Below are 23,763 nucleotides of genomic sequence, written 5' to 3' on the forward strand. Positions count from 1 at the left end.
GCACCTGGATCATAGCCGAGAAAGTCAGAACGGGAAGACTACTTGTAGCCCCTAACCCATGAGAATTATGCTCAATCGCAATTTTCTCCTCTATTGCCGAAAAAGCTTAACGTTAGAAATTTTGCTCGGTTGCACGATCGCATTCGGAATTTTCCTCCGCATTCTCAATCTCGGTACGCGCGAATTCTGGTACGACGAAGTTCTCTCGCTGCTGCTTTCGACCGGACAACGATCTGCATATTCTCTTCCCGCTGAGGGCACGATCGCACTTGCTCAACTCACCTCCCTGCTTGATCTGCCCCAAGAATCTTTTGCTAAAACGATACAGGGCTTACTGCGCGGACTCTATGCAGGCGAACCTCATCCGCCCCTGTTCTTCTTTGCACACCATTTCTGGCTGCGCCTGTTTGGCAATCGCGAAATTGCGATGCGCAGCTTGCCGATGCTGTGGAGTTTCGGCGCGATCGCTGCTGCTTATGGTTTGGGGCGCAAACTGCTAGATCATCGCAGCGGACTTTTATTTGCCGCATTGATTGCAACGAATCCCTTTTATCTCTTTCACTCGCTCAATGTCCGAATGTACACACCGCTTGTATTTTGGGCAATTTTGAGCGTTTGGGCATTGCTCGAAATCATGTCTCAGCCTCGCTGGACATGGCAAATTATATTCGTGATGTCGATCGTTGGCGGTCTGCTCACGTTCTATTTATTTGCATATTGGATTGTTGTCGTTTCGGTGCTGATTTTGGTGCTCGATCGACGGCATTGGTTCCAGCATGGCATTCGGCTGATCATTGCAGGGCTGCTGACCTTGCCTTGGGCAATTTGGGGCACGTTGAAGCAATTGCGAAATGCTGACCTTGGACGGTTTGGCAACCCAGAGGGCAACCCTGCCCTTTTACACCTTCAGGATCTCTTTCAAACGATCGGGATTCATCTGATTGTGGGAGACTGGACAACGAGTTTACCACCTGGAATCACCATCATTGCTGGATTGTTGGCAACCTGCGGATTGGTTCTATCGATCATCTGCCTTAAGAGATCTGGTCAAAAAATAAGTTTGACAGTAGGGTTAGGAATGGCGATCCTACCTTTGTTGCTTGCACTCTGCGTCGATATTGTGACGCGAAAGTATACATTGGGATTTGGAGAAGGGCGCGCGCTGATCTTTGTTTTGCCTGGGTGTTTGTTGCTTATGACGATCGCAATTCGCCAAGTTAAAGCGTACCAAAGCATCATCGCTCTGACTCTGTTGCTGTTCTATCTCACGATCGATGTGGGTGATTTGACTTTAAGAACCCGTTCGGTGTTTCATCAAGTATCAGAGCTGATCCAACTCGATGCGGCTCCAACGCTGATCGCAATGGACACACAAGCGTGGGGACATGTGAATCGCTTAGCGTATTACATCCCGCCCCAGAGTCGAGTCGATCTGCTGGCTCAACCTGCGGCGAAATTAGGTACAGCTTTGAAGACGGTTTTAACCAATGCTCCATATCGACGGGTGCTCTGGCTAGAAAGCGCTGCACCCATTTGGTCGCCCGCTGCTACCGAGCAAGACCGCCAAAAAATTCAGCAAACATTAGCGGAACGTTTTACGATCGCCAAGACTCAATCTCTATCGGGAACTATGAGCTTAGACGAATTTCAAATCAAGCTGTATCAAGTGAGTCCGTAGTTTCGTCCTTGTTGTCCTACCTAACCGCAAATTCATGATTGTGCCTCCCTCTCTCGTCCCGCCACCTGCGGGTGAATTAAAAATCCCACACGCAAACCCGGCGATCGAGCGACAATCTCAGTCGATCTACTTTTCGCTGATCGTTCCCACCTACAACGAAGCGCGAAATGTAGAACAAATCGTTCGCGTCCTGACGGGATTGTTGGATCATGCATTGCCAAATGATTACGAGCTGATTATCGTCGATGATGACAGTCCCGATCGCACGTGGGAAATTGCTCAGCAGATGACGGTGGATTTCCCAAATCTGCGAGTGATGCGGCGGCAGGCGGAGCGCGGCTTATCGACTGCCGTGATTCGCGGTTGGCAAGCCGCACGAGGCGAAGTTTTAGGCGTAATCGATGGTGATTTGCAGCACCCGCCTGAAGTATTGTTGAAACTTCTGCAAGCGATTAAGAATGGCGCGGATCTGGCAGTTGCGAGTCGGCATATTGAAGGGGGCGGAACCAGCGATTGGGGCTTGATTCGGCGTGTCCTATCGCGAGGCGCACAACTGCTCGGATTAGTGATCTTGCCAAGCGTGGTCGGACGCGTGTCTGATCCGATGAGCGGCTATTTTATGGTGCGACGTAGTGCGATCGCAGACTGTCTGTTGAGTCCACTCGGCTACAAAATTCTCTTAGAAGTAATTGGTCGGGGTCAGGTTGACCGAGTTACCGAGGTCGGCTATGTCTTCCAAGAACGACAAGAAGGCGAGAGTAAAGTCACTTGGCGGCAGTATGTTGAGTATCTCATGCACTTAGGCAAACTGCGATCGCGCGGCAGAATTAGCCGATTGCGGGAAAAATTCCAGTTGGGACGCTTTTTACGCTTTGGACTCGTCGGCTTCAGTGGCGTCTTTGTCGATATGGCAGCCTTTTATTTCCTGCGCACCTCGCTCGGCTTGAATTTGGCGCGCAGTACGATGCTCTCCGCAGAATTGGCGGTGATCAATAATTTTCTCTGGAATGACCTTTGGACATTTGGCGATATCGCGCGCGGTCAACCCGGCAAGCGGCAACGATTTAAGCGTTTTCTGAAGTTCAATACGATCTGTTTGATGGGGATCATTCTCCAAGCTTTAATCGTCAGTCTCTTTCATGATGTGTTTCACGTCAGCGAATTCATCGCCAAACCGATCGCGATCGTGCTGGTTACTTTCTGGAATTTCTGGATCAATCTGAAATTAAGCTGGCGGGTCACTGACGTGCGACGAAAATAGACCTCAGATGTCGAGCTTTGTGGATTTCAAGGAACTATAAAACAGGACTGAAGCCGCACCTCTCAGGCTCAGCACCCCTCAAACTCGTTCCTTGAAATCACAGGTAACCCATGAGCTTCCAGATCGATCGCGGGCTATTTCTCTCAGACTTTTCCGACTCTCACGCCATTTTAGGTGTCTCGATCGAAGCCGATGTCAAAGAGATCCGAAAAAACTATCTAAAAATCGCCCGTCGCTTACACCCCGATAGCTGCATTTCTGAAAGTGAGGGAGATAGACAACTTGCTGAACAACTCTTATCCAAGCTGGTGAATCCAGCCTGGGAAAAACTTTCCCAAGAAAAAGCCCGGACTGATCATTTGATTGTTTTGAAAATGAAAGGGCAGGGAGCCGCCCGCAATTTTCACACCATTGGGGTGCTCAGCAGTCTAGCTCAGCAGCTTTTGAGCGCAAGCAATCCCGATCACTTTTACCGCACAGCACTGCAAGATTTATCCAATCGGCAGTATGAGCAGCTCGATCAGGCTTGCGAACTGATTGCCCAAATCAGCGAACTGAATCTTGCCTATCTGATTCGTCGAGAAGCCGCCAGCGATTCTGTTGGAGTTCCGAAAAACAAGACTTTCATCCCCGCAACTAACAACGCTCAAGCCAAGCCTCAAGAGGTTCAAGCCAAAGCTGAATCGTTGAGTGATCAGTATTATCGTCGCGCCGAAGGATTTGCGGCAAAGGGAAATTTTGCCCAAGCAACGATAGAATTGCGAGATGCCTTAAAAATTGACCCAAACAGTAGCCGCTGTCACAGTTTAATGGGCATGGTTTATTTGCGGCAAAACCAACCGACGATGGCGAAGATTCATTTTACGAAAGCGCTGTCGATCGATCCGCAAGACGAGCGCGCCTTGATTGGCAAGCAGAGACTCGATCCCCCTGCGATCCCTTCGTCTTCAGAGAAGCCGAGTGCAAAATCGAATGCGACGAAGCAACCCTCATCTAAATCTGGCAGCGGTCTGTTTGGCGGTCTTTTCGGTAAGAAAAAGTAACGCTAAATTTCTCTCAAAATGGTTTACCAGCCTCCTGCAGGGGCACGCGACCTCCTGCCTCTCGATGTCGCCCAAAAACGTTGGATTGAAGATCGGCTTCAGCAAGTGTTTCATGCTTGGGGCTATCACCGGATTATTACCTCGACGCTCGAACGCTTAGACACGCTGATGGCAGGGGGCGCGATCGAGCGTTCTACGGTCATTCAACTGCATCAACTCGAAGAAGATCCGCTCGGATTACGTCCAGAACTGACGGCTTCGATCGCACGAACCGTGGCGACTCGATTAGCGAATAGTACATTTCCGCAGCGACTTTACTACAACGCCAACGTCTTCCGGCGCGCCCAAGAAGGCAGCCATACTCGCCAACAAGAGTTTTATCAGGCGGGAGTCGAATTGCTTGGCGGGGATGGGGTTTGCTCAGATGCAGAAATTCTGTTGCTCGTCATGGATTGTCTGCACGCGGTGGAGTTGCCCGGACAGTTGATCTTAGGGGAAGCGGGATTAACGCGATCGCTCTTATCGGGATTTCCAGAACCGATTCGCGCGAAAGTTCGACACGCGATCGCCACGCTTGATCGCTTAAGTTTAGAAGCTTTACCCCTCTCAGACGAATTAAAAGCGCGTGCCTTACTGCTTCTAGATTTGCGCGGCAAGCCGAGTGATGTACTCCAGCGAGTCAGCGCCTTGGATTTAGACGACTCAGAACGAGCGATCGTCAATAATCTCAAATCGTTAGTTGAACTCCTGCAAGCGAGTTTGACCGTGCCGATCGTGTTAGATCTCAGCTTGATCCAGACCTTCGACTATTACACCGGAATCGTGTTTGAAGTCGTAACCCAATCCGGGCAAGTCGTTTTAGGACAAGGCGGAAGATACGACCAACTTTTGGGGCAATTTCACTCGCAAGGACAATCAATCCCAGGGATCGGATTTTCACTGCACTTGGAAAATCTGCATCAAATCCTATTGGCAACCGGGCAACTTCCTAAACAAACGCGATCGAGCGATTGGCTAGTCGTGTCAGACTCGCCTCAACTGGCATTTGCACAGGCGCAAAAATTGCGCGAATCGGGAGCCGTGGTCGAGGTGAATTTGACGGCTGGAACCCGTGAGCAGATTCAAACCTATGCCCGACAGCGACGAATTGCCCGAATTGCCTGGGTTCAAGAAGATGGGCAAATCCTTGTTGAAGATCCATTTGACACAGAACGCACCTCGTGAGGATAATGGGAGTTTGTTGAAAACTTTAGACTCCTGAAAACCCTTGGCTAACGTAGTTGTTATTGGCGCCCAGTGGGGCGATGAAGGTAAAGGCAAAATCACCGATTTATTAAGTAAATCGGCAGATGTCGTTGTGCGCTATCAAGGTGGTGTCAATGCAGGGCATACGGTCGTTGTCAAGGATCAGACCTTTAAGCTTCATTTGATTCCGTCTGGAATTTTGTACCCGGATACGGAGTGTATTATCGGCTGTGGAACGGTTATCGATCCCAAGGTGCTGATTCAAGAGTTGGATCAGCTTGAGGCGCTCGGCATTACGACTCAGAACTTACTGATTTCTGAGACGGCACATGTGACGATGCCTTATCACCGTTTGATCGATAAAGCCGCCGAAGAACAGCGCGGAAATCACAAAATTGGCACAACCGGACGCGGCATTGGACCGACCTATGCCGATAAATCTGAGCGCGTCGGCGTTCGGATCGTCGATTTGATGAATCCAGAAGGATTCCGTGAGCAGTTGGCTTGGACGATCGCCCAAAAGAACACCATTCTCGAAAAGCTCTATGATCTGCCCCCGCTGAGTGCAGACGAAGTGTTTGAAGAGTATATGGGCTATGCCGATCGCTTGCGTCCGCATGTTGTGGATAGCTCGCTAAAGATTTACGATGCGATTCGCCGCAAACGCAATGTCTTGTTTGAAGGCGCACAAGGCACGCTGCTCGATTTGGATCATGGAACCTATCCTTATGTCACGTCCTCGAATCCGGTATCCGGCGGGGCTTGTGTGGGGACAGGGATTGGGCCGACGGTGATCGATCGTGTGATTGGTGTCGCGAAAGCGTATACCACTCGGGTGGGCGAAGGGCCGTTCCCAACCGAGTTGCATGAAGAAATGGGCGCATTGTTGTGCGATCGTGGTGCTGAGTTTGGTACGACGACGGGGCGACAAAGACGCTGTGGCTGGTTTGATGCAGTGATTGGACGGTATGCCGTTCGCATCAATGGTCTGGACTGTCTAGCGATCACGAAGCTAGACGTTTTAGACGAAATGGATGAAATCAAAGTGTGTGTTGCCTACGAAATTGATGGGCAACGCTGCGAAGATTTTCCCAGTAATTCGCGCTTGTTTGCTCAATGCAAGCCGATTTACGAAACGATGCCAGGATGGAAACGATCGACCGAAGCGTGTCGATCGCTCGATGATTTGCCGAAAGAAGCGCTGGATTATCTCAAGTTCCTGGCAGAATTAATGGATGTGCCGATCGCGATTGTTTCGTTAGGTGCAAAACGCGATCAAACGATCATTGTTGAAGATCCCATTCATGGACCGAAACGGGCGTTGTTGTATACCAACGGAACGCCCCAACCCGCAAACGTTTAGTAGATTTTAGGTTTGAATTATGCCGTTCTCGATCGAAGCTCAAAAACGTCCTGAAGGAACTAAGCCGAATGCGCTGCGTCGCGATGGCAAAATTCCTGCTACTTTGTATGGCCACAATGGTGCTGAGTCGATTCACTTAGTCGTCGATGCTAAGGCTGCGGGCTTCCTAGTTCGGGATGCTGCGCCGAATAAATCTGTTGTAGAAGTGAATATTCCAGAATTGTCCTGGAATGGCAAGACCGTGATGCGTGAAGTTCAAACCCATCCTTGGAAGGGTTCGTTGTATCACATCAGCTTTTTTGCTCAAAAGTAAGCCTTAGCTTACGGAGATTTGAAAAGCCAGGGATTTCTCCCTGGCTTTTTTAGTCAGATGTAACCAGAGTCAGTTCTCGCTTATATGCAGGCTGTAGTCCGAGCACAATGTCTTCGCGATCGATTCCTCCATCTGATAAAGCTTGCACCAAGTCTGTGTCAGTTGTATTCTGCTGAATCCACACTTTGCCATCTTTGATATCAAGATGGATCACAACGTGATAGATGCGTTGCGAGCCTTTCCAGCCTACCCGCATCCATTGATAATGATCTCGCTGTGTGTCGATCAATAGCTGGCTTTCCACTTCCGCTTTTGTTGGAAGTTCAGCAATATAGCGCGTCAGCAGGTCTTGAATAGACTGCCGATAGTGTTCTAGTTTCTCCATTCGAGAATCTCCTCCAGAACTGGCTCATAAATCAACAGATTCAACGGATAGCGCTCCAAAACAATCTGAGCAAATCGAGTCTGAAAGAAGGTTTGATACGTATCTGCTGGAACAGCTAGATACAAGATTCGATCAGACTCGTTTTCTTCTAGCATAATCTGATAGTCCAAACACTGTCCGAGTGCAGTATGAAACTCGCTAATCGCTGAATCTCCTGCAAAGCTTTTAATTTCTACTGCGATCTTTTCTCCATCCCGTTCTGCCCCAATCAGACGTTCTGCCGCCAAATCAATTTTGACTAAAATTTCCTCAATTTCTAGAATCAGCGGATCATCTGTGATTGACCAGCCTTGTTTCTGTAAGGCTCGTTTGACTGCAAAGTGAAACAGATCGCGATTAGACATCGATCGCATGAAAAAATGGACACTGAAATCATCATATCTAGATGCTTTGAAGATTCTGGGATTTATGACTGCTTGCTGACCGATCTAATGTATATAAAGCTAGGGAGAGATCCCTGGCTTTTTTCATGCCTCTTGAATTCCCGTCCTTCTGTGTAGATGTAATTTATGACGACTACGACTCTTCCTCCGATCGTTGAAGCGCTGCTCAATCCCGAAATTTATGATCATCCGGTTCAAGGCGAGATCGAGTTAATTCAGACTCACGTTTCCTATGTTTTTCTCACCGGAGACTATGTTTATAAGCTGAAAAAACCTGTGAATTTTGGTTTTTTAGACTATTCCACTTTGGAAAAGCGCAAACATTTCTGTGAGGAAGAGTTGCGGCTGAACAAACGCGGTGCAGCAGAATTATATTTGGGCATTGTGCCGATTACGCAAGATGGTAACAAGTTTGTGCTGGATGGTTCAGGCGAAGTCGTGGATTATGTGGTGAAAATGCAGCAATTTCCTCAAGAGACATTGCTGAGTGCCATGTACGATCGTGGAGAACTCACCGAGCAGCATTTACTCGATTTAGCAAAGGTTTTAGCAGCATTCCACAAATCTGCACCGACGAATGATTACATTCTCAGCTTTGGGGAAGTGTCTCAGATTCGCCAAGCGATCGACGAAAACTACGATCAAACGGTTGGTTATATTGGAGTGGCTCAAACTCAAGAACAATTTGATCAGACGAAAGCTTACACCGATCAGCTCTTTGCGGAGAGTGCAGCCCTCTTTAAGAGCCGAGTCGAACATAAATTTATCCGCGAATGTCATGGCGATGTTCATTTGAGAAACATCTGCTTCTGGAACAATAAGATTCTTTTGTTTGATTGCATTGAGTTTAATGAGCCGTTCCGATTCGTCGATACGATGTTCGACGTTGCTTACATCATCATGGATTTTGATGCTCGGAATCGTCGGGATCTAAGCAATCTGTTTTTGAATGCTTATCTGGAACAATCGGGCGACTGGGAAGGCTTACAAGTTTTGCCACTTTACAATAGCCGTCAGTCTTATGTTCGAGCGAAAGTTACTTCATTCTTGCTGAGTGATCCGAGTGTTCCAGAATCCGTGAAGGCAGAATCGAAAGAAACTGCTAGCCGTTACTATCGTTTGTCTTGGGAGTATACGCAACCGAGACAAGGCAAGATTGTTCTGATGTCGGGACTCTCTGGATCTGGGAAAAGTACGATCGCATCTAAACTAGCCCGTGAAACTGGAGCCATTCAAATTCGCTCTGATGCAGTTCGTAAGCATTTAGGTGGCGTGGCGTTGGATGAGAAAGGCGATGCTTCACTTTACAGTCCTGAGATGACTCAGAAGACTTACGATCGCTTACTAGAACTCGGCACAACTTTAGCATCGCAAGGCTATACCGTGATTTTGGATGCGAAGTACGATCGTCAAGCTTTACGCACTCCCGTGATTGAGAAAGCACAAGCACAGGGAATTGAGATTGAGATTCTCTACTGTAATGTTCCGGCGGAAGTTTTACGCGATCGCGTTGCGCAGCGACAGGGGGACATTTCCGATGCTGATCTCGATGTTTTAGCAAACCAAACGTTTGAAACGTTTAGCGAGACGGAAAAGCCATTGGTTAAAACCCTCAGCTAGTACAAGTTAGAGGCAGACTTCCTTACCTCTGCCTCTCTATACAGAATTTGCAAGTGTTTGAACCGTCGAGCCGCGCGATCGCGATTTGATCATAAGTTGTCCTAAAAAATTCGCATAATGAGGACACAAAGCGATCGACATTGTGCATTCGCCTGTATCCTCATAGAGAAACTTAGGAATGAACGATCGTGGCTGAGAAAGGAGAACCAGTATCTAAAGGCTTTGCCGTTGGGCTGCAGATTTGGCTGTTATTTCTAATTAGCCTCTATGCTCTCGGCTATCCAGCGCTGTTTAGTATTGCACTCGGCGCGATCGGGGGAACGGCAAGCGGATTTATCGTCGATTGGTGGCTATCGAAAGAAGAGAACATCGAACCGACCCGAAGACGGGTGAGTGACGAGGGTGTGGAAAGTGTTGCGAGATCGCGGCAACGTCGCCGAGGCACAACTGCGCTACAACATCGCAAACGCCGCAAAGAGCAGGAACCAGTCACGTTAAAGACGCTGACTAGAACATTTTTTCAGCGCGAGCAACCCAATAATCAAACTAATAACAGTGAAGAATAGCTGTGGATTGCACTTGAATTCAAACGAGAAGCGCGACTTTTTCTAGTTTTTGACTGATTTTTCAGGAAAGAGGTTTTCTGAATGCGCTTGTTTTGGATTTCTGCGCTAGAAAGAAATAGAGCCTCTCATCGAAAGTTTTATGCCTGAAGAACCCTCGAAACAAGCTTCTATTCCAGAACAGCTTGCGGAAATTCTTATAAAAGTGCTTAAGCCGGGCGGGATTGGGATTGGCGGAGGATATGGGCTGTGGCTCTTGCTGATCGAAGACAACGTTGGTAAAGCAATCGCTTCAACTTTGATTGGATTTTGTTTCTCTTATGCTGGGAAGTTGCTAGAGCCGATTCATAAAGGCAATCAACAGCGGTTAGAAAAAGCTGGAGAAGTCGTTAACAAAAAGCTGGATCAATTCGGAGAACAAGCGATCGCAAAACTGACTTCAGCCGAGGAGCGATATTTTGAGGCGCAGGCGGCAGAGTGTGAAACTTGTAGCACAGAAGGAATGGCGAAGATTAGCGGCATTTTTACACCGATGCTAGAGGAAGTCTTTGTGCCACTAGAATTCGATGGGCGTGTGGCATCTCCAGGATTTTCTCGATCGCTTGAAGATTTGGAACGGTTGCAGGCTTCGGGTGTGAGTATTTGGGATTTGCTGGCACGGGCAAAGCGGGATGCGATTTATAGCGAGATTGCAATCTTGGCTTGGGGTGGCTATGGCAAAACGACGTTACTGCGACACATTGCCTTTAGCTTAGGCAAAAATAAGCAGCCTAAAGAGGTTACGCGATATATTCCAGTTTTGTTGCTGCTGCGGAAGTACCGAGAGATTTTGAGCCAGGAGACTCCGCCGAGTTTGCCAGAGTTGATCATGCAGCATCACATTCCTAGCTTGCCGATCGCGGATCTGAAAATGCCGACCGATTGGGCAAAGGCGATGCTAGAGCAGGGCAAAATGCTGGTGATGTTGGATGGCTTTGATGAAGTTCCGAAGGCAAAACGTCCGCTCGTGGCACGTTGGTTGAATGCTCAGCGCAAAAAATATCGTAAATCGCTGTTTATTCTCACAGCGCGACCGAAGGCTTACAACGAGCAAACGAGTAGCGATCGCATCGATTTTAATTCGCTGCTGTATGTCAGAAACTTTAATGAACCGCAGCGCAAAGCTTTTGTAGAGAAATGGTACTGGTGTCAGGAATATTATCACCACGGTAAAGAAGATATTCCAGCCGTGCGAAAGGCGGCTCAAGATGCGGCGGATGATTTACTCAAACAAATTAACCAGCGGCAGGAGTTGGCGGATCTGTCACAAAATCCACTGCTGCTGAATATGATCGCCATGTTTCATCGACGCTATCCCAGTAGCAAGCTGCCAAAACGTCGAGTAGAACTTTATCAAGAAATCTGCGTGCTGCAATTGAGGGATCGTCCTGGTGCAAGAGATATTGAAACTTGGCTCACAGGGGACAATGATGAATATGCGACAGCGCAAGTCATCTTGCAAATGCTGGCACTGGAAATGATGCAGCAAAAAGAAGAACGAGTCGAGCAAGCGGTTTTGCTGAAGCGGCTGGAGGGATATTTAAAAGCTCAAGAGGAATCGATCGCGCCTGCGGACTTTTTGAGGCAGATTGAGCAGATTAGTGAACTGTTGGTGCAGCGAGAACCGGAAGAGTTTGAGTTTCCGCATCTCAGTTTTCAAGAGTTTTTAGCAGCAAAGGAAGTGGTGCGCCGAGGTGAGGAGCATTTGCTGTATGAACGGTTTGGTGAAGACTGGTGGAAGTCTGTAATTTTGCTATATGCGGCACAGGTGAAGAAACCGAGTACTCTGATTCGCACAGCGTTGTCTCAAGGTTTTAAGGATCTTGCCGATGCTTGCTGTCAGGAAACGAGCAAGCGAATTGATACCGACCTTCAGCAGGATTTGGCAGAACTGAATGCACTGCAAGAAGCGGTAACTGAGGTAAAAACCTCGCGCTATCAAACGCTTGAGGAATTATTGAGGACTCAGCAATGGAAAGCGGCGGATTATGAAACCTATCGGCTGATGATTACAACAGTGGGCAAGGAAGAAGGGCAATGGTTCGATCGCGCTGATCTCGAAAACTTCCCTTGTGAAGATTTGCGGATACTAAACCAACTGTGGGTGAAATACAGTAATAGCAAATGGGGATTTAGCGTCCAGAAGCGAATCTGGCAAGAATGCGGTAGTCCAATGGAATACAATGACGCTTGGGAAGAATTTGGCGATCTCATTGGTTGGCGCAAGGGAGGAGACTGGTTGAGATCCGAGAAACTCACATACGATCTAAAAAAATCTTTAACGGGCGAACTTCCACGACTTTCGCGGTCGGGTTGGATGGTTGACGTATTAGGTTGGGGTGCGTCGAGCCGAGTGGGTTCCCTTTTCTCGCGCAGAGACTTGTGAACTATAGCACAAGCCAGTTCTAGAGATCTTTAAAGGTTTGTAAATGCTTAGCTATTCCATGATTTACCGACCTTTCAGAAATTCGATACCTGGCACTGCGTATTTTTCCTCCTTCCAAATACTTTTAGAGATTTCCCTCACTCAAACCTCAAGCTGACAACATTAGGGTCGTAGCAGTTTGCTAGCACAAACTTTTTTGCAACTTTCCGAATCTCTTCATCTGGTGCGTCCCACTCATCCCATTTTGAGACGCAGGGAAAAATTCTCCACTTCTGCTACACAATGTCTTGGACGAGATCGTGCCTATGAACTGATTCAATGCCAGCTACAGGATTTGCGAGTAGATAGCATCCCCTCGCTACGATTCTGCCTCGCCCCGGAATGGAATTCGGGGCTAACCCTGCGAAGTCCGTTGAAACGGGCTAAAAGACTCAATCTAGTTCTTCAGTCCCTTCAGTGGACTTTGTCCTACTAGCCCCGAATTCATTCCGGGGTGGGTGAGCAACGGAGCAGCAAAGCTCTGTCTAGAGTTTCATCAGCAAGCACGTCTCTAACTGAATCGAAGCATCAGGACGAATCAAGGGGCAGATTGCTCGATCGATGTCCGGTTCGCAATCCAGATGGCGTTGTACCTATTCCAGATTGATAAATTTCTGCACAGTCTCTACTGAAACTCCAGTATCTTCAGCAATTTCCTCAACAGTCCAGCCTTTCTGAAGAAGTTTTGGAACCATCCGAGTTAGATACTCCTTCCGCGCTTCTTCACGTCCCTCTTCACGCCCTTCTTCACGTCCTTCTTCACGTCCTTCTTCACGTCCCTCTTGAAGCGCTTCCTGATATGCCCGTGTTTGCTTTAAATCGCCAAGTCCTAACATTTCACCGACCTCGCTAAACGATAGTTTTGGAAATTTGTAAACGAAGACCGTCTCCACTAATTCTATAAAATCTCGCTGGACGGTCAAATCTGTGAGTTCTTGCCGAGTTCGGTCAATGAGCGATCGACCTTTTGCTGGAGCCTCTTTCGGTTTCGTTCCCAACAGCTTTAACAAGGACAACCCGAGACTACGATCGCTTACATCCGACGGCAATTCATCCAAGTAAATGCGCTGCAACCTTGGATTATTGTCATACTCCGAATAGTGATGCGGCAAAGCTTGATCAAAACGTCGCTCTGTGAAAATCACCACTGCCTGCCAAGCATTTACAGGCTCGTAATCGTTGAGATAGAGATGAATTTGACTGAAGAAGCGATAGTAGAAGTTCCGTTTCTCTTTGTATGCCTGCGCTTCTACGAAATAGATGGGAAATTGGCGCAATCGAGGCGGAGGCATAAAGATGCCATCGAGCCGGAATGAGGTTTGCTTCACTTCTTGCGAGGTGAAGGCATAAGTCACAGTCCGTGGATCATCCTCGCCAATTAGCTCGAAGAAGGCACTGGGAAAGAGTTGGAAAATTTTGTAAAAGATTGAATCGGTTTTCAAGGATTACACACTTTTGAGTAATTGAGCAGTCAGGGCAATCTTTATCCGAAAGTCAGGCAAATCTATTCTGAATAATTTTCCGCTATGCAGCAATAAAACAGAAGACAAAGCTCAAGAACCTGGAACTGCCTCAGAACAAAGAATTCCGCTCTCAGATGTGAGAGCAGGAATTGACGCTGGATACAACTTGAAATTGGAAAAGCAAGCTTGATTCAATCCGGCGGATCGAAAATCACTTCATACACGGCTTGCCGATTCAATCGTTTCAATGCCTGCATCTGAGCTTGAGCATGATTGCGATTTCGACAGCGACAAACAACGATGCGTTGCATTTTCGGCAATAAGCGAATGATGCACCAAGGAAAAAGAGAATCGCGATACGTCATCGTCCACCTCCACGCCAAAATGCAGAAGTGTCAACGCATGACAAAACTATTGGTATCATGTCTGTACCTCATTTGTAGGTGCGATCGCTTCAAGTTTTCCAGGCTAAGAGCGATCGCTTTGTTTAATTAAGGACTCAGTTGAGTCTTTCTACCCTTATTAAAGGACTCAGTTGAGTCTTTGTCAATCGCATCGATGGGATTAATTCGGCTAAAGATTCGAGAGCTTGCAGATGAGCGCGGATGGACATTGAAAGAAGTCTCTGAGCGTTCTGGGTTGAACTATAGCACCGTCAAGAACTATGTTCAGCGTGAAGCAATGACAATGACTGACTACACAGCGCTTCTGAAATTAGCACGAGCATTTGATGTCTCGATCGAAGAACTCGTCGAAGTTTTAGAAGAATAGCGCTACTTTTTACGAGAAGCGAAGACAATCAACAACCCGCCGGATTCGGTTCGCGCTCTGGTTGGTTCAAACGATAGCCTCTACTGTGAACCGTTTCGATCAGTTCTTCAGATGCTCCCGCCGCTTTGAGTTTTTGGCGTAGTCCGCGAATATGAACCTTGACCGTCGGTTCTTCGGGAGAAGACTCAGAAGACCACGCATGATCAATCATCACACTGCGACTTAAAACTCGACGACCATTGCGTAACAGCAATTCTAAGATTGCATATTCCTTCGGCGTTAAATGAATTGGAGTATCTCGATAACTGACCTCACAGGTACTCGGATTCAGACTGAGATCGCCCCAAGTCAGAATCGGGCTGGTATTGATGCTACCTCGACGCAGCAAAGCTCGAATTCGCGCAAAGAGTTTTTGTAAATCGACAGGCTTCACTAAATAGTCATCCGCACCGACATCCAGCCCATTGATCTCATCGTTGAGTGTGTCACAGGCAGTCAGCATGAGAATGGGCAAATCATAGCGATGCGATCGTAATCTTTGACAAAGGCTAAATCCATCTAACTCTGGCAGCATCACATCTAGCACGATCAAATCGTACTCGACCACTCTGGCTTGATGCCAACCCGACTCTCCATCAGTTGCAATATCCACCACGTAAAGCTGATCGCTGAGCGCTTCCGCCAACGTTTCTGCAAGCCGCACATCATCTTCAACCAGGAGAATCCTCATACCGTGAGGGTGACTTCATAGAGATTTATACTCATTCATACCAATTTTACGAGAAGTGAACTTCAAAAAAGATCAGGAAATCTCAAGATTTGTTACCCACGCTGATTCTTTCCGTTTTCTTTACCGTTTCATCACCCATTTCCTTACGGCTCGTATGAGATCCTTCAGCTTGAAGGGTCGCGCTAGAGTGCGATCGCTAGAAAAAACCCGTTTGGAAAACGCTTATGTCCATGTCTCTCTTAACCTATCCCCCCGTTTCTCAAAATCATCGAGTCGAAGGATTTGAGATTCCAGGTGATGAACAGCCTCGGATCTACACAACCGATAATCTACTGTCTAGAACTGACTTTGATACATTGATCACAGCAGCTTATCGTCAGATTTTTAATGAGCAACAAATGCTCAGTTACTATCGCCAACAGTTTTTAGAATCACAGTTGAGATCGGGACAAATCACCGTCAAAGGATTCATCGCTGGCTTGCTGCTGTCTGATTCCTTCCGGCGACTCAACTATGAAAGCAACAACAATTATCGATTTGTTGAGCTTTGCATTCAGCGCGTTTTGGGACGAAATGTATATGGCGATCGCGAAAAAATTGCTTGGTCGATCGTGCTTGCAACCAAAGGATTGCAGGGATTTGTCGAGCAGTTGCTCAACAGTGAAGAATACTTGACCACTTTTGGCGAAAATACTGTGCCGTATCAACGTCGCCGCATTTTGCCTCAACGATCGCAAGGTGAAGTGACGTTTGCTCACACCGCACGCTATGGCGAAGATTACCGAGATAAACTGCCTCAACCGACCCTGAGAGGAAACCGCAGAGATTCGGCTCGCTTGGATTACCTGCGTTGGGCTTGGCAAAAGAATCCACCCGCAAGCTTAGAAAAAGCCTGGATCGGTTTATTCTATGGAGGCGCGGCGTTTATTGTGTTGCTGTTTTTGGTAACGTTGTTTGGTTTCTAAAACACGGTGAATCACTTTGTCCTCGGTAGTTTAGCACTCTTCTTTCTTATCGCTCTTTCTCGGTATTTTACGCAGGCAAGAATCCTGCGGCAGCAAACCGATCGAGAGCGATTAGTCAATCAGATTGCTCAGCATATCCGTGAATCTCTGAATCTCGATGAGGTGCTAAGTCGAACAGTTGAGGAAGTTCAACGCTTTTTGAACGTCGATCGAGTCCTCATCTATCGGCTTTGGGACGATGGAACGGGTTGTACGATTCACGAAACCGTCTTACCGCCTTATCCCAAGATTCTAGGACAAGGGTTTCCAGAAGAGGTGTTTCCCCAAGAGTACCATCAGGCTTACTCTTGGGGGAAAATTCGGGCGATTACGAATGTTGAGCAAGCAGATGTAGAACCTTGTTTAGCAGAATTTGTGCGGCAGTTTGGGGTGCAGGCAAAGTTAGTTGTCCCCATTCTGCAAAAGCATCGTGAGCCTCTCGAACAACCCTATCTTTGGGGACTGTTGATTGCTCATCACTGTCGGAGTCCTCGCCAATGGAAAAATTGGGAAGTGGAATTGATGAAGCAACTTGCGACTCAAGTTGCGATCGCGATTCAACAATCCGAACTCTATAACCAACTTCAGCAGCTAAATTCTGATCTAGAACAACGAGTTCAGCAACGCACCGCAGAACTAGCAGCAGCGAATGTTTCTTTAAGAGCAGAAATCATCGAGCGACAACGCACCGAACTCGCTTTACGTCATACGAACGATACCTTACAAGCTTTAGTTACTGCTTCGCCCCGTGCCATTTTGATGCTCGATCGAGTCGGGCATGTGCAGATTTGGAATCCAGCCGCCGAGCAGATGTTTGGTTGGACTGAAGCAGAAGTACTCGGTCATCCGAGTCCCATTCGTCTCGATGATCCGTTAGAAGGAGAGACGAGCTTACAAAAGAGTGTACTAGCAGGTAAAACGCATCCACGAGTCGAACTCTGTCGGCATTGCAAAGATGGAACCGCGATCGACATTATTTTTTCGGCTGCACCGCTGCAAGATAGTCATGGACAGATCAGCGGGATGGTTGCTGTGATTGCTGATATTACTGAGCAAAAGCAACGAGCAGAACAATTACGACTCTTACAATCAGTCGTTGTGCATACGAACGATGCAGTGATCATTACTGAAGCTCAACCGATTGATGACCCAGGCCCTCGCATTCTCTATGTGAACGAAGCTTTTACGCGCATTACAGGCTACGAGGCAGCAGAAGTTTTAGGAAAAACGCCTCGAATTCTGCAAGGAGCAAAGACCGATCGCGCTGAACTGCAAAAAATCCGCAATGCACTCGATCGATGGGAATCTGTCACCGTAGAAGTGATTAACTATCGGAAAGATGGCTCAGAATTTTGGAATGAATTTAGCTTAGTCCCTGTTGCCGATGCTCAGGGTTGGTATACCCATTGGATTGCAGTTCAGCGCGATACGACTGCTCGAAAACGAGCCGATGAGATTCGATTAGCACTAGAGCGTGAGAAAGAACTAAATCTCCTAAAAACTCGCTTTTTCTCAATGGCATCTCATGAGTTTCGCACTCCATTGAGTACTGCTTTAGCCGCTGCTCAAGTGTTAGAAACCTCTCAGGTTGAATGGAATCAGACTGAAAAACGATTACGCAATCTGCATCGAATTCAAGATTCCGTCAAGAATATGGTGCAATTGCTAGATGACATTCTCACCATTAACCGCGCTGAAGCCGGAAACTTAGTGTTTCATCCCAAAGCACTCTGTTTAGACCAGTATTGTCATCAGTTTGTTGAGGAGATGCAGCTCAGTGCAGGAAATCAGCATCGTCTGACGTTTACTTGTCAGGGAACACCTTGCTCGATCGAGCTAGATGAGAAGTTAATGCATTCTGTCTTGTCCAATCTGCTATCAAATGCAATCAAGTACTCTCCAAAAGGCGGAACTGTCAGGCTAGCATTAGAATTTCAATCGGATGCAGTACTTCTCAGCGTTGAAGATGAAGGCATTGGCATTGCTCCAGAAGATCAGCGGCGACTCGTTGAACCCTTTTATCGCGGTAAGAATGTAGGCTCGATTCCAGGCACGGGTTTAGGTTTAGTCGTTGTTCAAAAATGTGTGGACTTACATCAAGGAACAATGCAGATTACTAGTACCCCTGGAAAAGGCACGACTTGCGTAGTGAAGCTACCATTACAGCGCTGACTAGGAATACTTAATTAGTCTAAGTAGGAAGGTGCAATGAATTGCAGCATAGTCGCTTCGTTGCTCACCCGCCCTGAACTGGAAGTTCGGGCTAACGGTGCGAAGTGGGTTGAAACCCACTGAAGAAGAGATTGTCATTAGCTTTCAGTCCCTTTAGTGGACTTCGCACAGTTAGTCCCGAATTCATTCCGGGACGGGTGAGCAACGAAGCGAGAAAACTCGCCAAACTGATACTGATGTTGAATTCCGCTCATCTACTTATTGGCTCATCACAATCAATCTAGCAGGGAGATAGGGAAATGGAGGGATCTGAATCTGGGTTCTCCCTACTCCCCACTCCCCACTCTGCAAAATTCATGCAGTTAACGACTCCATCACCCTAGCCACATTGCCCGCGCTGTCTCAGCAAGTGATCACACAGCACCAATGCAACCATCGCTTCCACCATCGGAACCGCACGCGGCAAGACACAAGGATCATGTCTTCCCTTCGCTGCTAACGTCACAGCTTCACCCGTATTCGTCACGGTTTTCTGTTCTTTGCGAATCGTTGCCGTCGGCTTAAATGCAACTCGAATGACGATATTTTCACCATTGGAGATGCCACCTTGCACGCCGCCCGATCGATTGGTCACTGTCCGCAGTCGTCCCGACTCATCGGTATAAAATTCGTCATTATGTTCGCTTCCGGTCATTCTCGTTCCCGCAAAGCCTGAACCGATCTCAAAGCCTTTCGTCGCTGGAAGTGACATCACGGCTTTTGCCAAATCCGCCTCTAGCTTGTCAAACACAGGCTCCCCTAATCCCATCGGAACTTGCCGCGCCACACATTCGACGACTCCACCGATCGAGTCTCCTTGCCCGCCCGTTTTCTGAATCAAATCGATCATTGCTTCTGCACAATCGGGATCAGGACAGCGAACAATATTGCTTTCAACTTGGTCTAAGGTGACGGTATTCGGATCAATAGCTGCTTCAAGGTCTTTAATTTGTTTGACATAAGCTACGATTTCAACGCCGGATTGCTGCAAGATTTTTTTCGCGATCGCACCCGCTGCGACTCGTCCAATTGTTTCTCTCGCAGAAGATCTTCCCCCGCCTGCGACGGCTCGAATCCCATATTTTGCGTCGTAGGTTGCATCGGCATGTGACGGGCGATACTTGACTGCCATTTCGGTATAGTCCTGCGATCGCTGATCTTTATTCCGCACCATAATCGCGATCGGCGTTCCCAAGGTTTTGCCATCGACGATGCCGGATAGAATCTCACAGTGATCCGCTTCATTTCGAGGCGTTGTAATCTTGCTCTGACCAGGACGGCGGCGATCAAGCTCGACTTGAATCTCTTCAGCAGAAATCTCAATTAGTGGCGGACAGCCATCAATCACAACCCCGACTCCCCCACCATGCGATTCGCCAAACGTACTAATCCGAAATAAATGCCCAAACGTGCTGCCCATGTGATCTCTATTGATTGCGTAGGATGTCGATCGTAGCGGAAAAAAGTACTCTAAGGAACACTTCAGAATCCTTGGGATTCTAAAAATTGGAGCTATCTATAATGATTTCCACAATGTCGAAAATCCTACAATCCTGTCTCACCCTTGGAGCCGTGCTACTGCTGAGCAAAGATGCGATCGCAGCAGAGCGAGTTATTTTCAGATACAAAATTTTGCAAGAATCCGTTTCTGTGCCAGAACTCGCCACCTTCGCAGAGACGGGACAAGCTTCACCCGATTTACAAACTTATTTCCGTCTCTCAGGTCAAAAGCCAGAAACGGTGCGTCAGACCCTCACTCGCCCGATTAAGGTGAATCCAATTGTGCTCGATCGCGTTCTGAATAGCCCAGTTGGCAATACGGTACTCGACCAATTAGGTAAAGCGATTCAAACTCCAAAAGGTGGAGCAGAACGGCAAGCACTTCGGGGTGCTTTGGCAGTTTCAGCCAGTGATGGAAGATTAACCGTTTTGGAAATTTTGCAGAATTATCCGACGCAGGAAGTCGTTGTCGATGGCGATCGCATTGAAGAGGCGTATCGTCAATTGAATCAATTTGTCGATCGTGTACGCAATCCGCTCGATCGATTGCTGCGCTAAATAAAATAGCCGAACTAACCTTAGCTCGGCTTTCAATGAACACCATTGAAAATTAATAAGCTAACGTTTCAAGCGTTTCACGCAAATACTGATGAACTAGCGCATCTAGATCTTGACTTTGGGACGTCCGATCCAGTTGCCAGCTTTGAAACCCTGAACTTTCAGAGATCGCAAGCTTCAAGCTTTCCCACATTTGGGAATCGCTCAATTCGGCTGCATCAGCGGGATAGGAGGAGTTAGCCATAAAATACCTTTGTGTGAGAGAGCAAGACTGATTAGCATAACTATTCCAGAATAACGTACTCACCAAAAACGTCTGTGCTGTTGAAGACATTTTCGGGATCAAGTCGATTTCGGAACGTCCAGCGGCGGCACGATTTGATTCACCGGAATTCCAAATACGAGAAATCGTTTGGCAACTTGATCGACTGGAATCGGTTCAAGCTGCATGACATCTGCATCACTCGATGCCATGACGAGAAAAACACTGAAGGGAACCTGCACAAACAAATTGCTGGCAAGAAAGCCGATCGCGGCAACAATTAAGCCCAATCCATGAGACGAAATCGGGGTGATCGCTTCTGCAATGGGCGCGATCGCATAAATCCATCTCAGAATCAGCACCAACACTAACGCGACTAAGCCAATCCCGATCGGACTTCGCCGCACCAGAAACAGCGCTAATAGTTTTCGTTGCAATTCACTCAACCGCTCCGGCCGCAATGCCACGAAGAGCAGACTAAAAATACAGAAGGGTTTTTGAGACTGCATCCATGCGATCGGCGCAATTCCCGCGATCGCAACGAGTCCAATTTCTAACCAAGGCGGCAAAATCGGATCACCGGCGGCAAATCCCAAGAGGCAAATCAGCAACGACAGCGGCAGTGCCGCAATTCCTGCAAGGTGAATCCACAAATACGGATCAGACCAGAACGATCGCATAAGCCAATGTCGGAGGCAATAACTGAATTAGTATATCGTTCCGAGGAAACTGCAAAAAACAAAGGATAGAAATCGAAAAGCTAGACTTCGCTTTTGTTTCCTATCCTTTATTTTTCGACTGAACTACGAGCTTATGAAATGGTCACGACAGCCTGATCGGTACGTTGTTGCTTGAGTGCTTGAAGCTGTTTGAGGAGGGAATCAGCCTCAGCTTGCAAATCTTGCAGCTTTTCTTGTTGGTCGGCTCCATAGAGAAGTTTTAGTTTCTCTAGGGAAGGATTCGATGCACCTGTCTGAGGTTCACAGACTGCTGTGTTACTAAACTGTCCGTTTGAAGCGTTAGATTTCATATCGTTAGTGATTTGTACTTACTCACACCACCAGAATATCTTAACCTGAACTTTACAGAAGTTTGTATTCTGGTATTCATTTCTATGACGATATCAGATTTTTCCAGTTCCGGCGAAATTGTCAAGAGGTTTAATAGATTTGAAGATGATATACCGCTGTATTGTACGCTACGGATGACGATCGTTTTTCTCAATTTCGGACATTTACATAGACTAAAGAGTTGTAAAAGGTAGTGAGAATTACCCCTGGGATCAGAGATAGTGTTCATAATTAGGCATTGAAAATTGAAGCCACCAAACTGTGATATTCACAACTCGTCTTCATTTCTCTCGCGAATATCTAATATGTTCGGTACGCCCTGCGGATCACCATCTCGCTATTCGGATCAGACAAGCTCAGCGATCGACGATCTCCCGTCTGTCTCAGCGTCAGGAATGGGTTTAAAAATAAGGAACCGCCTAAACCGAAGTTCAGGCGGAGTGTGGTGTGAGGAGTGAACGGAAACATGCGTCTCCGCTACCCTCATTGTAGACGACAGAATCTGTTTTACCAGGCAATCTTGCAACTCCTGGTAAAACTCTTAAAGAATTGATCAAAAGATTATCGAAGCGTTCGCAATCCTTAAATAAAACTCAGGAATCATACCGCTTTTCGACTGCTTCTATTTGCCCATGCCTAACTGTTGAGCTTTCTGATAGACCTTGCCTTCAGTTAACAACGAAGGCGCAATCACCACCTCAACTTGCTGCATTTCCTTGATATCTTTCGCGCCTAACGTACCCATACTGGTTTGCAGTGCGCCCAGTAAATTGTGCGTCCCATCATCTAATTGAGCAGGTCCACGCAGAATTTGTTCCAAGGTTCCCGTCGTTCCGACTCGAATCCGAGTTCCTCTCGGCAAGACTGGACTCGGTGTTGCCATACCCCAGTGGAATCCTCGACCTGGCGCTTCTTGAGCACGCGCAAACGGCGAGCCAATCATCACTGCATCCGCACCGCACGCAATACATTTACAGATATCACCGCCAGTAATTAAACCTCCGTCCGCAATCACAGGCACATACTTACCCGTTTCACGCTGGAAATCATCGCGGGCAGCCGCACAGTCTGCAACCGCAGTTGCTTGCGGTACACCGACTCCCAACACGCCTCTCGACGTACAGGCTGCACCCGGTCCAATTCCAACTAGAACCGCTGCGGCTCCAGCTTTCATCAAATTCAGGGTCACTTCATAGGTCACACAGTTTCCGAGAATGACCGGGATCGGCATTTCTTCACAGAATTTCGCCAGATCTAAAGGTGCGATCGATTCAGGAGACAAATGCGCAGTCGAAACCACCGTTGCCTGAATGAAGAACAAATCCGCACCCGCTTTCGCTGCGATCATGCCAAATTGACTTGCGCCTGCTGGAGTCGCGCTGACTGCTGCAATGCCACCTTGCGACTTAATTTCTTGAATGCGCTTTTCGATCAGTTCGGGCTTGATCGGTTGAGAGTAGAGTTCTTGCATTAAAGGCACAAACTCAGTCGGTCCTACTGATGCAATGCGATCGAGAATTGGGTTCGGGTCTTCGTAACGCGTTTGAACCCCTTCTAAATTGATGACACCTAACGCTCCAAGCTGAGAGAGTTTGACCGCCATGCCCACATCGACAACGCCATCCATTGCAGAGGCGATGATGGGAATCTCGCGCTCAATGCCGCCGATCGTCCAACGAGTATCGGCTAGTTTCGGATCTAGTGTCCGGTTCCCCGGAGAAAGGGCAATTTCATCGAACCCGTAAGCTCTGCGAGCCGTTTTACCTCTACCGATTTGAATATCCACGCCAATGTTCCCCAAGAACTAATTGGATAA

At 47.6% G+C, this 23,763-nt stretch carries 24 protein-coding genes; 13 read left to right on the plus strand and 11 right to left on the minus strand.

The window, feature by feature from the left end; translation table 11 throughout:
- The first annotated feature begins 67 nt into the window (after window positions 1-67).
- The 6 genes from OU814_RS00900 (at window position 68) to rplY (ending at window position 6,903) form a co-directional block, all read left to right on the plus strand.
- On the plus strand, window positions 68-1,678 hold the full coding sequence (locus OU814_RS00900; RefSeq protein ID WP_268179753.1) for a glycosyltransferase family 39 protein: 1,611 nt from the start codon (window positions 68-70) through the stop codon (window positions 1,676-1,678).
- Between the two features lie 34 nt (window positions 1,679-1,712).
- A complete protein-coding gene (locus tag OU814_RS00905) occupies window positions 1,713-2,939 on the plus strand; it encodes a glycosyltransferase (RefSeq protein WP_017290995.1) in 1,227 nt (408 codons plus the stop codon).
- Window positions 2,940-3,049: 110 nt separating this feature from the next.
- Window positions 3,050-3,982: a J domain-containing protein gene (locus tag OU814_RS00910; protein ID WP_268179756.1), complete on the plus strand. Its 933-nt coding sequence runs from the start codon at window positions 3,050-3,052 to the stop codon at window positions 3,980-3,982.
- A gap of 18 nt (window positions 3,983-4,000) precedes the next feature.
- Window positions 4,001-5,206, plus strand: a complete 1,206-nt coding sequence (locus OU814_RS00915; RefSeq protein WP_268179757.1) for an ATP phosphoribosyltransferase regulatory subunit — start codon at window positions 4,001-4,003, stop codon at window positions 5,204-5,206.
- A 43-nt stretch (window positions 5,207-5,249) separates the two neighbouring features.
- Entirely contained in the window at window positions 5,250-6,590 is a 1,341-nt protein-coding gene (locus OU814_RS00920; RefSeq protein ID WP_017290992.1) for an adenylosuccinate synthase, read from the plus strand.
- Window positions 6,591-6,609: 19 nt separating this feature from the next.
- Window positions 6,610-6,903: a 50S ribosomal protein L25 gene (gene rplY / locus OU814_RS00925; protein ID WP_190649533.1), complete on the plus strand. Its 294-nt coding sequence runs from the start codon at window positions 6,610-6,612 to the stop codon at window positions 6,901-6,903.
- Window positions 6,904-6,952: 49 nt separating this feature from the next.
- Here rplY and OU814_RS00930 read toward each other — a convergent pair whose 3' ends face one another.
- Together OU814_RS00930 and OU814_RS00935 are read right to left on the minus strand one after the other, a co-directional pair.
- Window positions 6,953-7,288, minus strand: a complete 336-nt coding sequence (locus OU814_RS00930) for a XisI protein (RefSeq protein WP_190649532.1) — start codon at window positions 7,286-7,288, stop codon at window positions 6,953-6,955.
- Complete coding sequence (locus tag OU814_RS00935) at window positions 7,276-7,692, minus strand: XisH family protein (protein WP_268179760.1); 417 nt, start codon at window positions 7,690-7,692, stop codon at window positions 7,276-7,278. Before OU814_RS00935 ends, OU814_RS00930 begins: the two co-directional genes overlap by 13 nt.
- Window positions 7,693-7,857: 165 nt before the next feature.
- Between OU814_RS00935 and OU814_RS00940 the strand changes: the two genes are divergently transcribed.
- The 3 genes from OU814_RS00940 to OU814_RS00950 all read left to right on the plus strand — a co-directional run bounded on the left by OU814_RS00940 (window position 7,858) and on the right by OU814_RS00950 (window position 12,339).
- Window positions 7,858-9,351 (plus strand): bifunctional aminoglycoside phosphotransferase/ATP-binding protein, encoded by a 1,494-nt coding sequence (locus tag OU814_RS00940; protein WP_268179762.1) that lies wholly within the window; start codon window positions 7,858-7,860, stop codon window positions 9,349-9,351.
- 188 nt (window positions 9,352-9,539) lie between these two features.
- The gene (locus OU814_RS00945; RefSeq protein ID WP_190649526.1) at window positions 9,540-9,917 is read left to right on the plus strand and encodes a hypothetical protein; all 378 of its coding nucleotides are present in this window, start codon (window positions 9,540-9,542) and stop codon (window positions 9,915-9,917) included.
- A 139-nt stretch (window positions 9,918-10,056) separates the two neighbouring features.
- Window positions 10,057-12,339, plus strand: coding sequence for a GUN4 domain-containing protein (locus tag OU814_RS00950; RefSeq protein WP_268179764.1), 2,283 nt, complete (start codon window positions 10,057-10,059; stop codon window positions 12,337-12,339).
- Window positions 12,340-12,971: 632 nt separating this feature from the next.
- Here OU814_RS00950 and OU814_RS00955 read toward each other — a convergent pair.
- A complete protein-coding gene (locus OU814_RS00955; protein WP_268179766.1) occupies window positions 12,972-13,820 on the minus strand; it encodes an Rpn family recombination-promoting nuclease/putative transposase in 849 nt (282 codons plus the stop codon).
- A 212-nt stretch (window positions 13,821-14,032) separates the two neighbouring features.
- Window positions 14,033-14,206 carry a hypothetical protein gene (locus OU814_RS00960; protein ID WP_017290985.1) on the minus strand — a complete coding sequence of 58 codons (174 nt, stop codon included), beginning with the start codon at window positions 14,204-14,206 and terminating at the stop codon, window positions 14,033-14,035.
- 178 nt (window positions 14,207-14,384) lie between these two features.
- Here OU814_RS00960 and OU814_RS00965 point away from each other — a divergent pair, with 178 nt between their 5' ends.
- Entirely contained in the window at window positions 14,385-14,612 is a 228-nt protein-coding gene (locus OU814_RS00965) for a helix-turn-helix domain-containing protein (RefSeq protein ID WP_242044310.1), read from the plus strand.
- A gap of 28 nt (window positions 14,613-14,640) precedes the next feature.
- Here OU814_RS00965 and OU814_RS00970 read toward each other — a convergent pair whose 3' ends face one another.
- Complete coding sequence (locus OU814_RS00970; RefSeq protein ID WP_268179767.1) at window positions 14,641-15,342, minus strand: response regulator transcription factor; 702 nt, start codon at window positions 15,340-15,342, stop codon at window positions 14,641-14,643.
- A 224-nt stretch (window positions 15,343-15,566) separates the two neighbouring features.
- Between OU814_RS00970 and OU814_RS00975 the strand changes: the two genes are divergently transcribed.
- Together OU814_RS00975 and OU814_RS00980 are read left to right on the plus strand one after the other, a co-directional pair.
- Complete coding sequence (locus OU814_RS00975) at window positions 15,567-16,307, plus strand: phycobilisome rod-core linker polypeptide (protein ID WP_026148987.1); 741 nt, start codon at window positions 15,567-15,569, stop codon at window positions 16,305-16,307.
- Between the two features lie 6 nt (window positions 16,308-16,313).
- The gene (locus OU814_RS00980; protein WP_268179769.1) at window positions 16,314-18,518 is read left to right on the plus strand and encodes a sensor histidine kinase; all 2,205 of its coding nucleotides are present in this window, start codon (window positions 16,314-16,316) and stop codon (window positions 18,516-18,518) included.
- Window positions 18,519-18,897: 379 nt separating this feature from the next.
- Here the strand turns inward: OU814_RS00980 and aroC are convergent, their stop codons facing one another.
- Window positions 18,898-19,977, minus strand: a complete 1,080-nt coding sequence (aroC, locus tag OU814_RS00985) for a chorismate synthase (RefSeq protein ID WP_017290978.1) — start codon at window positions 19,975-19,977, stop codon at window positions 18,898-18,900.
- 113 nt (window positions 19,978-20,090) lie between these two features.
- Here aroC and OU814_RS00990 point away from each other — a divergent pair, with 113 nt between their 5' ends.
- Window positions 20,091-20,615, plus strand: a complete 525-nt coding sequence (locus OU814_RS00990) for an alpha/beta hydrolase (protein ID WP_268179773.1) — start codon at window positions 20,091-20,093, stop codon at window positions 20,613-20,615.
- A 52-nt stretch (window positions 20,616-20,667) separates the two neighbouring features.
- On the opposite strand, the gene OU814_RS00995 is transcribed toward OU814_RS00990, so the two are convergent.
- From OU814_RS00995 to OU814_RS01015, 5 genes are all read right to left on the minus strand, one after another.
- Window positions 20,668-20,859: a hypothetical protein gene (locus OU814_RS00995; protein WP_017290976.1), complete on the minus strand. Its 192-nt coding sequence runs from the start codon at window positions 20,857-20,859 to the stop codon at window positions 20,668-20,670.
- A gap of 98 nt (window positions 20,860-20,957) precedes the next feature.
- Complete coding sequence (locus tag OU814_RS01000; RefSeq protein ID WP_190649510.1) at window positions 20,958-21,557, minus strand: low-complexity tail membrane protein; 600 nt, start codon at window positions 21,555-21,557, stop codon at window positions 20,958-20,960.
- 131 nt (window positions 21,558-21,688) lie between these two features.
- Window positions 21,689-21,907, minus strand: coding sequence for a hypothetical protein (locus OU814_RS01005; protein WP_017290974.1), 219 nt, complete (start codon window positions 21,905-21,907; stop codon window positions 21,689-21,691).
- 340 nt (window positions 21,908-22,247) lie between these two features.
- Entirely contained in the window at window positions 22,248-22,415 is a 168-nt protein-coding gene (locus tag OU814_RS01010; protein ID WP_190649508.1) for a hypothetical protein, read from the minus strand.
- A 154-nt stretch (window positions 22,416-22,569) separates the two neighbouring features.
- A complete protein-coding gene (locus tag OU814_RS01015; RefSeq protein WP_017290973.1) occupies window positions 22,570-23,733 on the minus strand; it encodes a GuaB3 family IMP dehydrogenase-related protein in 1,164 nt (387 codons plus the stop codon).
- Window positions 23,734-23,763 lie beyond the last annotated feature (30 nt).

It is taken from the genome of Leptolyngbya sp. GGD, from assembly GCF_026735145.1.
Lineage (GTDB): Bacteria > Cyanobacteriota > Cyanobacteriia > Leptolyngbyales > Leptolyngbyaceae > Leptolyngbya > Leptolyngbya boryana.

Bases quoted from the DNA above. Each gene is read 5' to 3' on its own strand.
- aroC (WP_017290978.1), bottom strand. From the start codon at position 19,977: ATGGGCAGCACGTTTGGGCATTTATTTCGGATTAGTACGTTTGGCGAA.
- OU814_RS01010 (WP_190649508.1), bottom strand. From the start codon at position 22,415: ATGTTTCCGTTCACTCCTCACACCACACTCCGCCTGAACTTCGGTTTA.
- OU814_RS00995 (WP_017290976.1), bottom strand. From the start codon at position 20,859: ATGGCTAACTCCTCCTATCCCGCTGATGCAGCCGAATTGAGCGATTCC.
- OU814_RS01000 (WP_190649510.1), bottom strand. From the start codon at position 21,557: ATGCGATCGTTCTGGTCTGATCCGTATTTGTGGATTCACCTTGCAGGA.
- OU814_RS00940 (WP_268179762.1), top strand. From the start codon at position 7,858: ATGACGACTACGACTCTTCCTCCGATCGTTGAAGCGCTGCTCAATCCC.
- OU814_RS00970 (WP_268179767.1), bottom strand. From the start codon at position 15,342: ATGAGGATTCTCCTGGTTGAAGATGATGTGCGGCTTGCAGAAACGTTG.
- rplY (WP_190649533.1), top strand. From the start codon at position 6,610: ATGCCGTTCTCGATCGAAGCTCAAAAACGTCCTGAAGGAACTAAGCCG.
- OU814_RS00950 (WP_268179764.1), top strand. From the start codon at position 10,057: ATGCCTGAAGAACCCTCGAAACAAGCTTCTATTCCAGAACAGCTTGCG.
- OU814_RS00905 (WP_017290995.1), top strand. From the start codon at position 1,713: ATGATTGTGCCTCCCTCTCTCGTCCCGCCACCTGCGGGTGAATTAAAA.
- OU814_RS00900 (WP_268179753.1), top strand. From the start codon at position 68: ATGCTCAATCGCAATTTTCTCCTCTATTGCCGAAAAAGCTTAACGTTA.
- OU814_RS00990 (WP_268179773.1), top strand. From the start codon at position 20,091: ATGTCGAAAATCCTACAATCCTGTCTCACCCTTGGAGCCGTGCTACTG.
- OU814_RS00935 (WP_268179760.1), bottom strand. From the start codon at position 7,692: ATGTCTAATCGCGATCTGTTTCACTTTGCAGTCAAACGAGCCTTACAG.
- OU814_RS00930 (WP_190649532.1), bottom strand. From the start codon at position 7,288: ATGGAGAAACTAGAACACTATCGGCAGTCTATTCAAGACCTGCTGACG.
- OU814_RS01005 (WP_017290974.1), bottom strand. From the start codon at position 21,907: ATGAAATCTAACGCTTCAAACGGACAGTTTAGTAACACAGCAGTCTGT.
- OU814_RS00960 (WP_017290985.1), bottom strand. From the start codon at position 14,206: ATGACGTATCGCGATTCTCTTTTTCCTTGGTGCATCATTCGCTTATTG.
- OU814_RS00915 (WP_268179757.1), top strand. From the start codon at position 4,001: ATGGTTTACCAGCCTCCTGCAGGGGCACGCGACCTCCTGCCTCTCGAT.
- OU814_RS00910 (WP_268179756.1), top strand. From the start codon at position 3,050: ATGAGCTTCCAGATCGATCGCGGGCTATTTCTCTCAGACTTTTCCGAC.
- OU814_RS00975 (WP_026148987.1), top strand. From the start codon at position 15,567: ATGTCCATGTCTCTCTTAACCTATCCCCCCGTTTCTCAAAATCATCGA.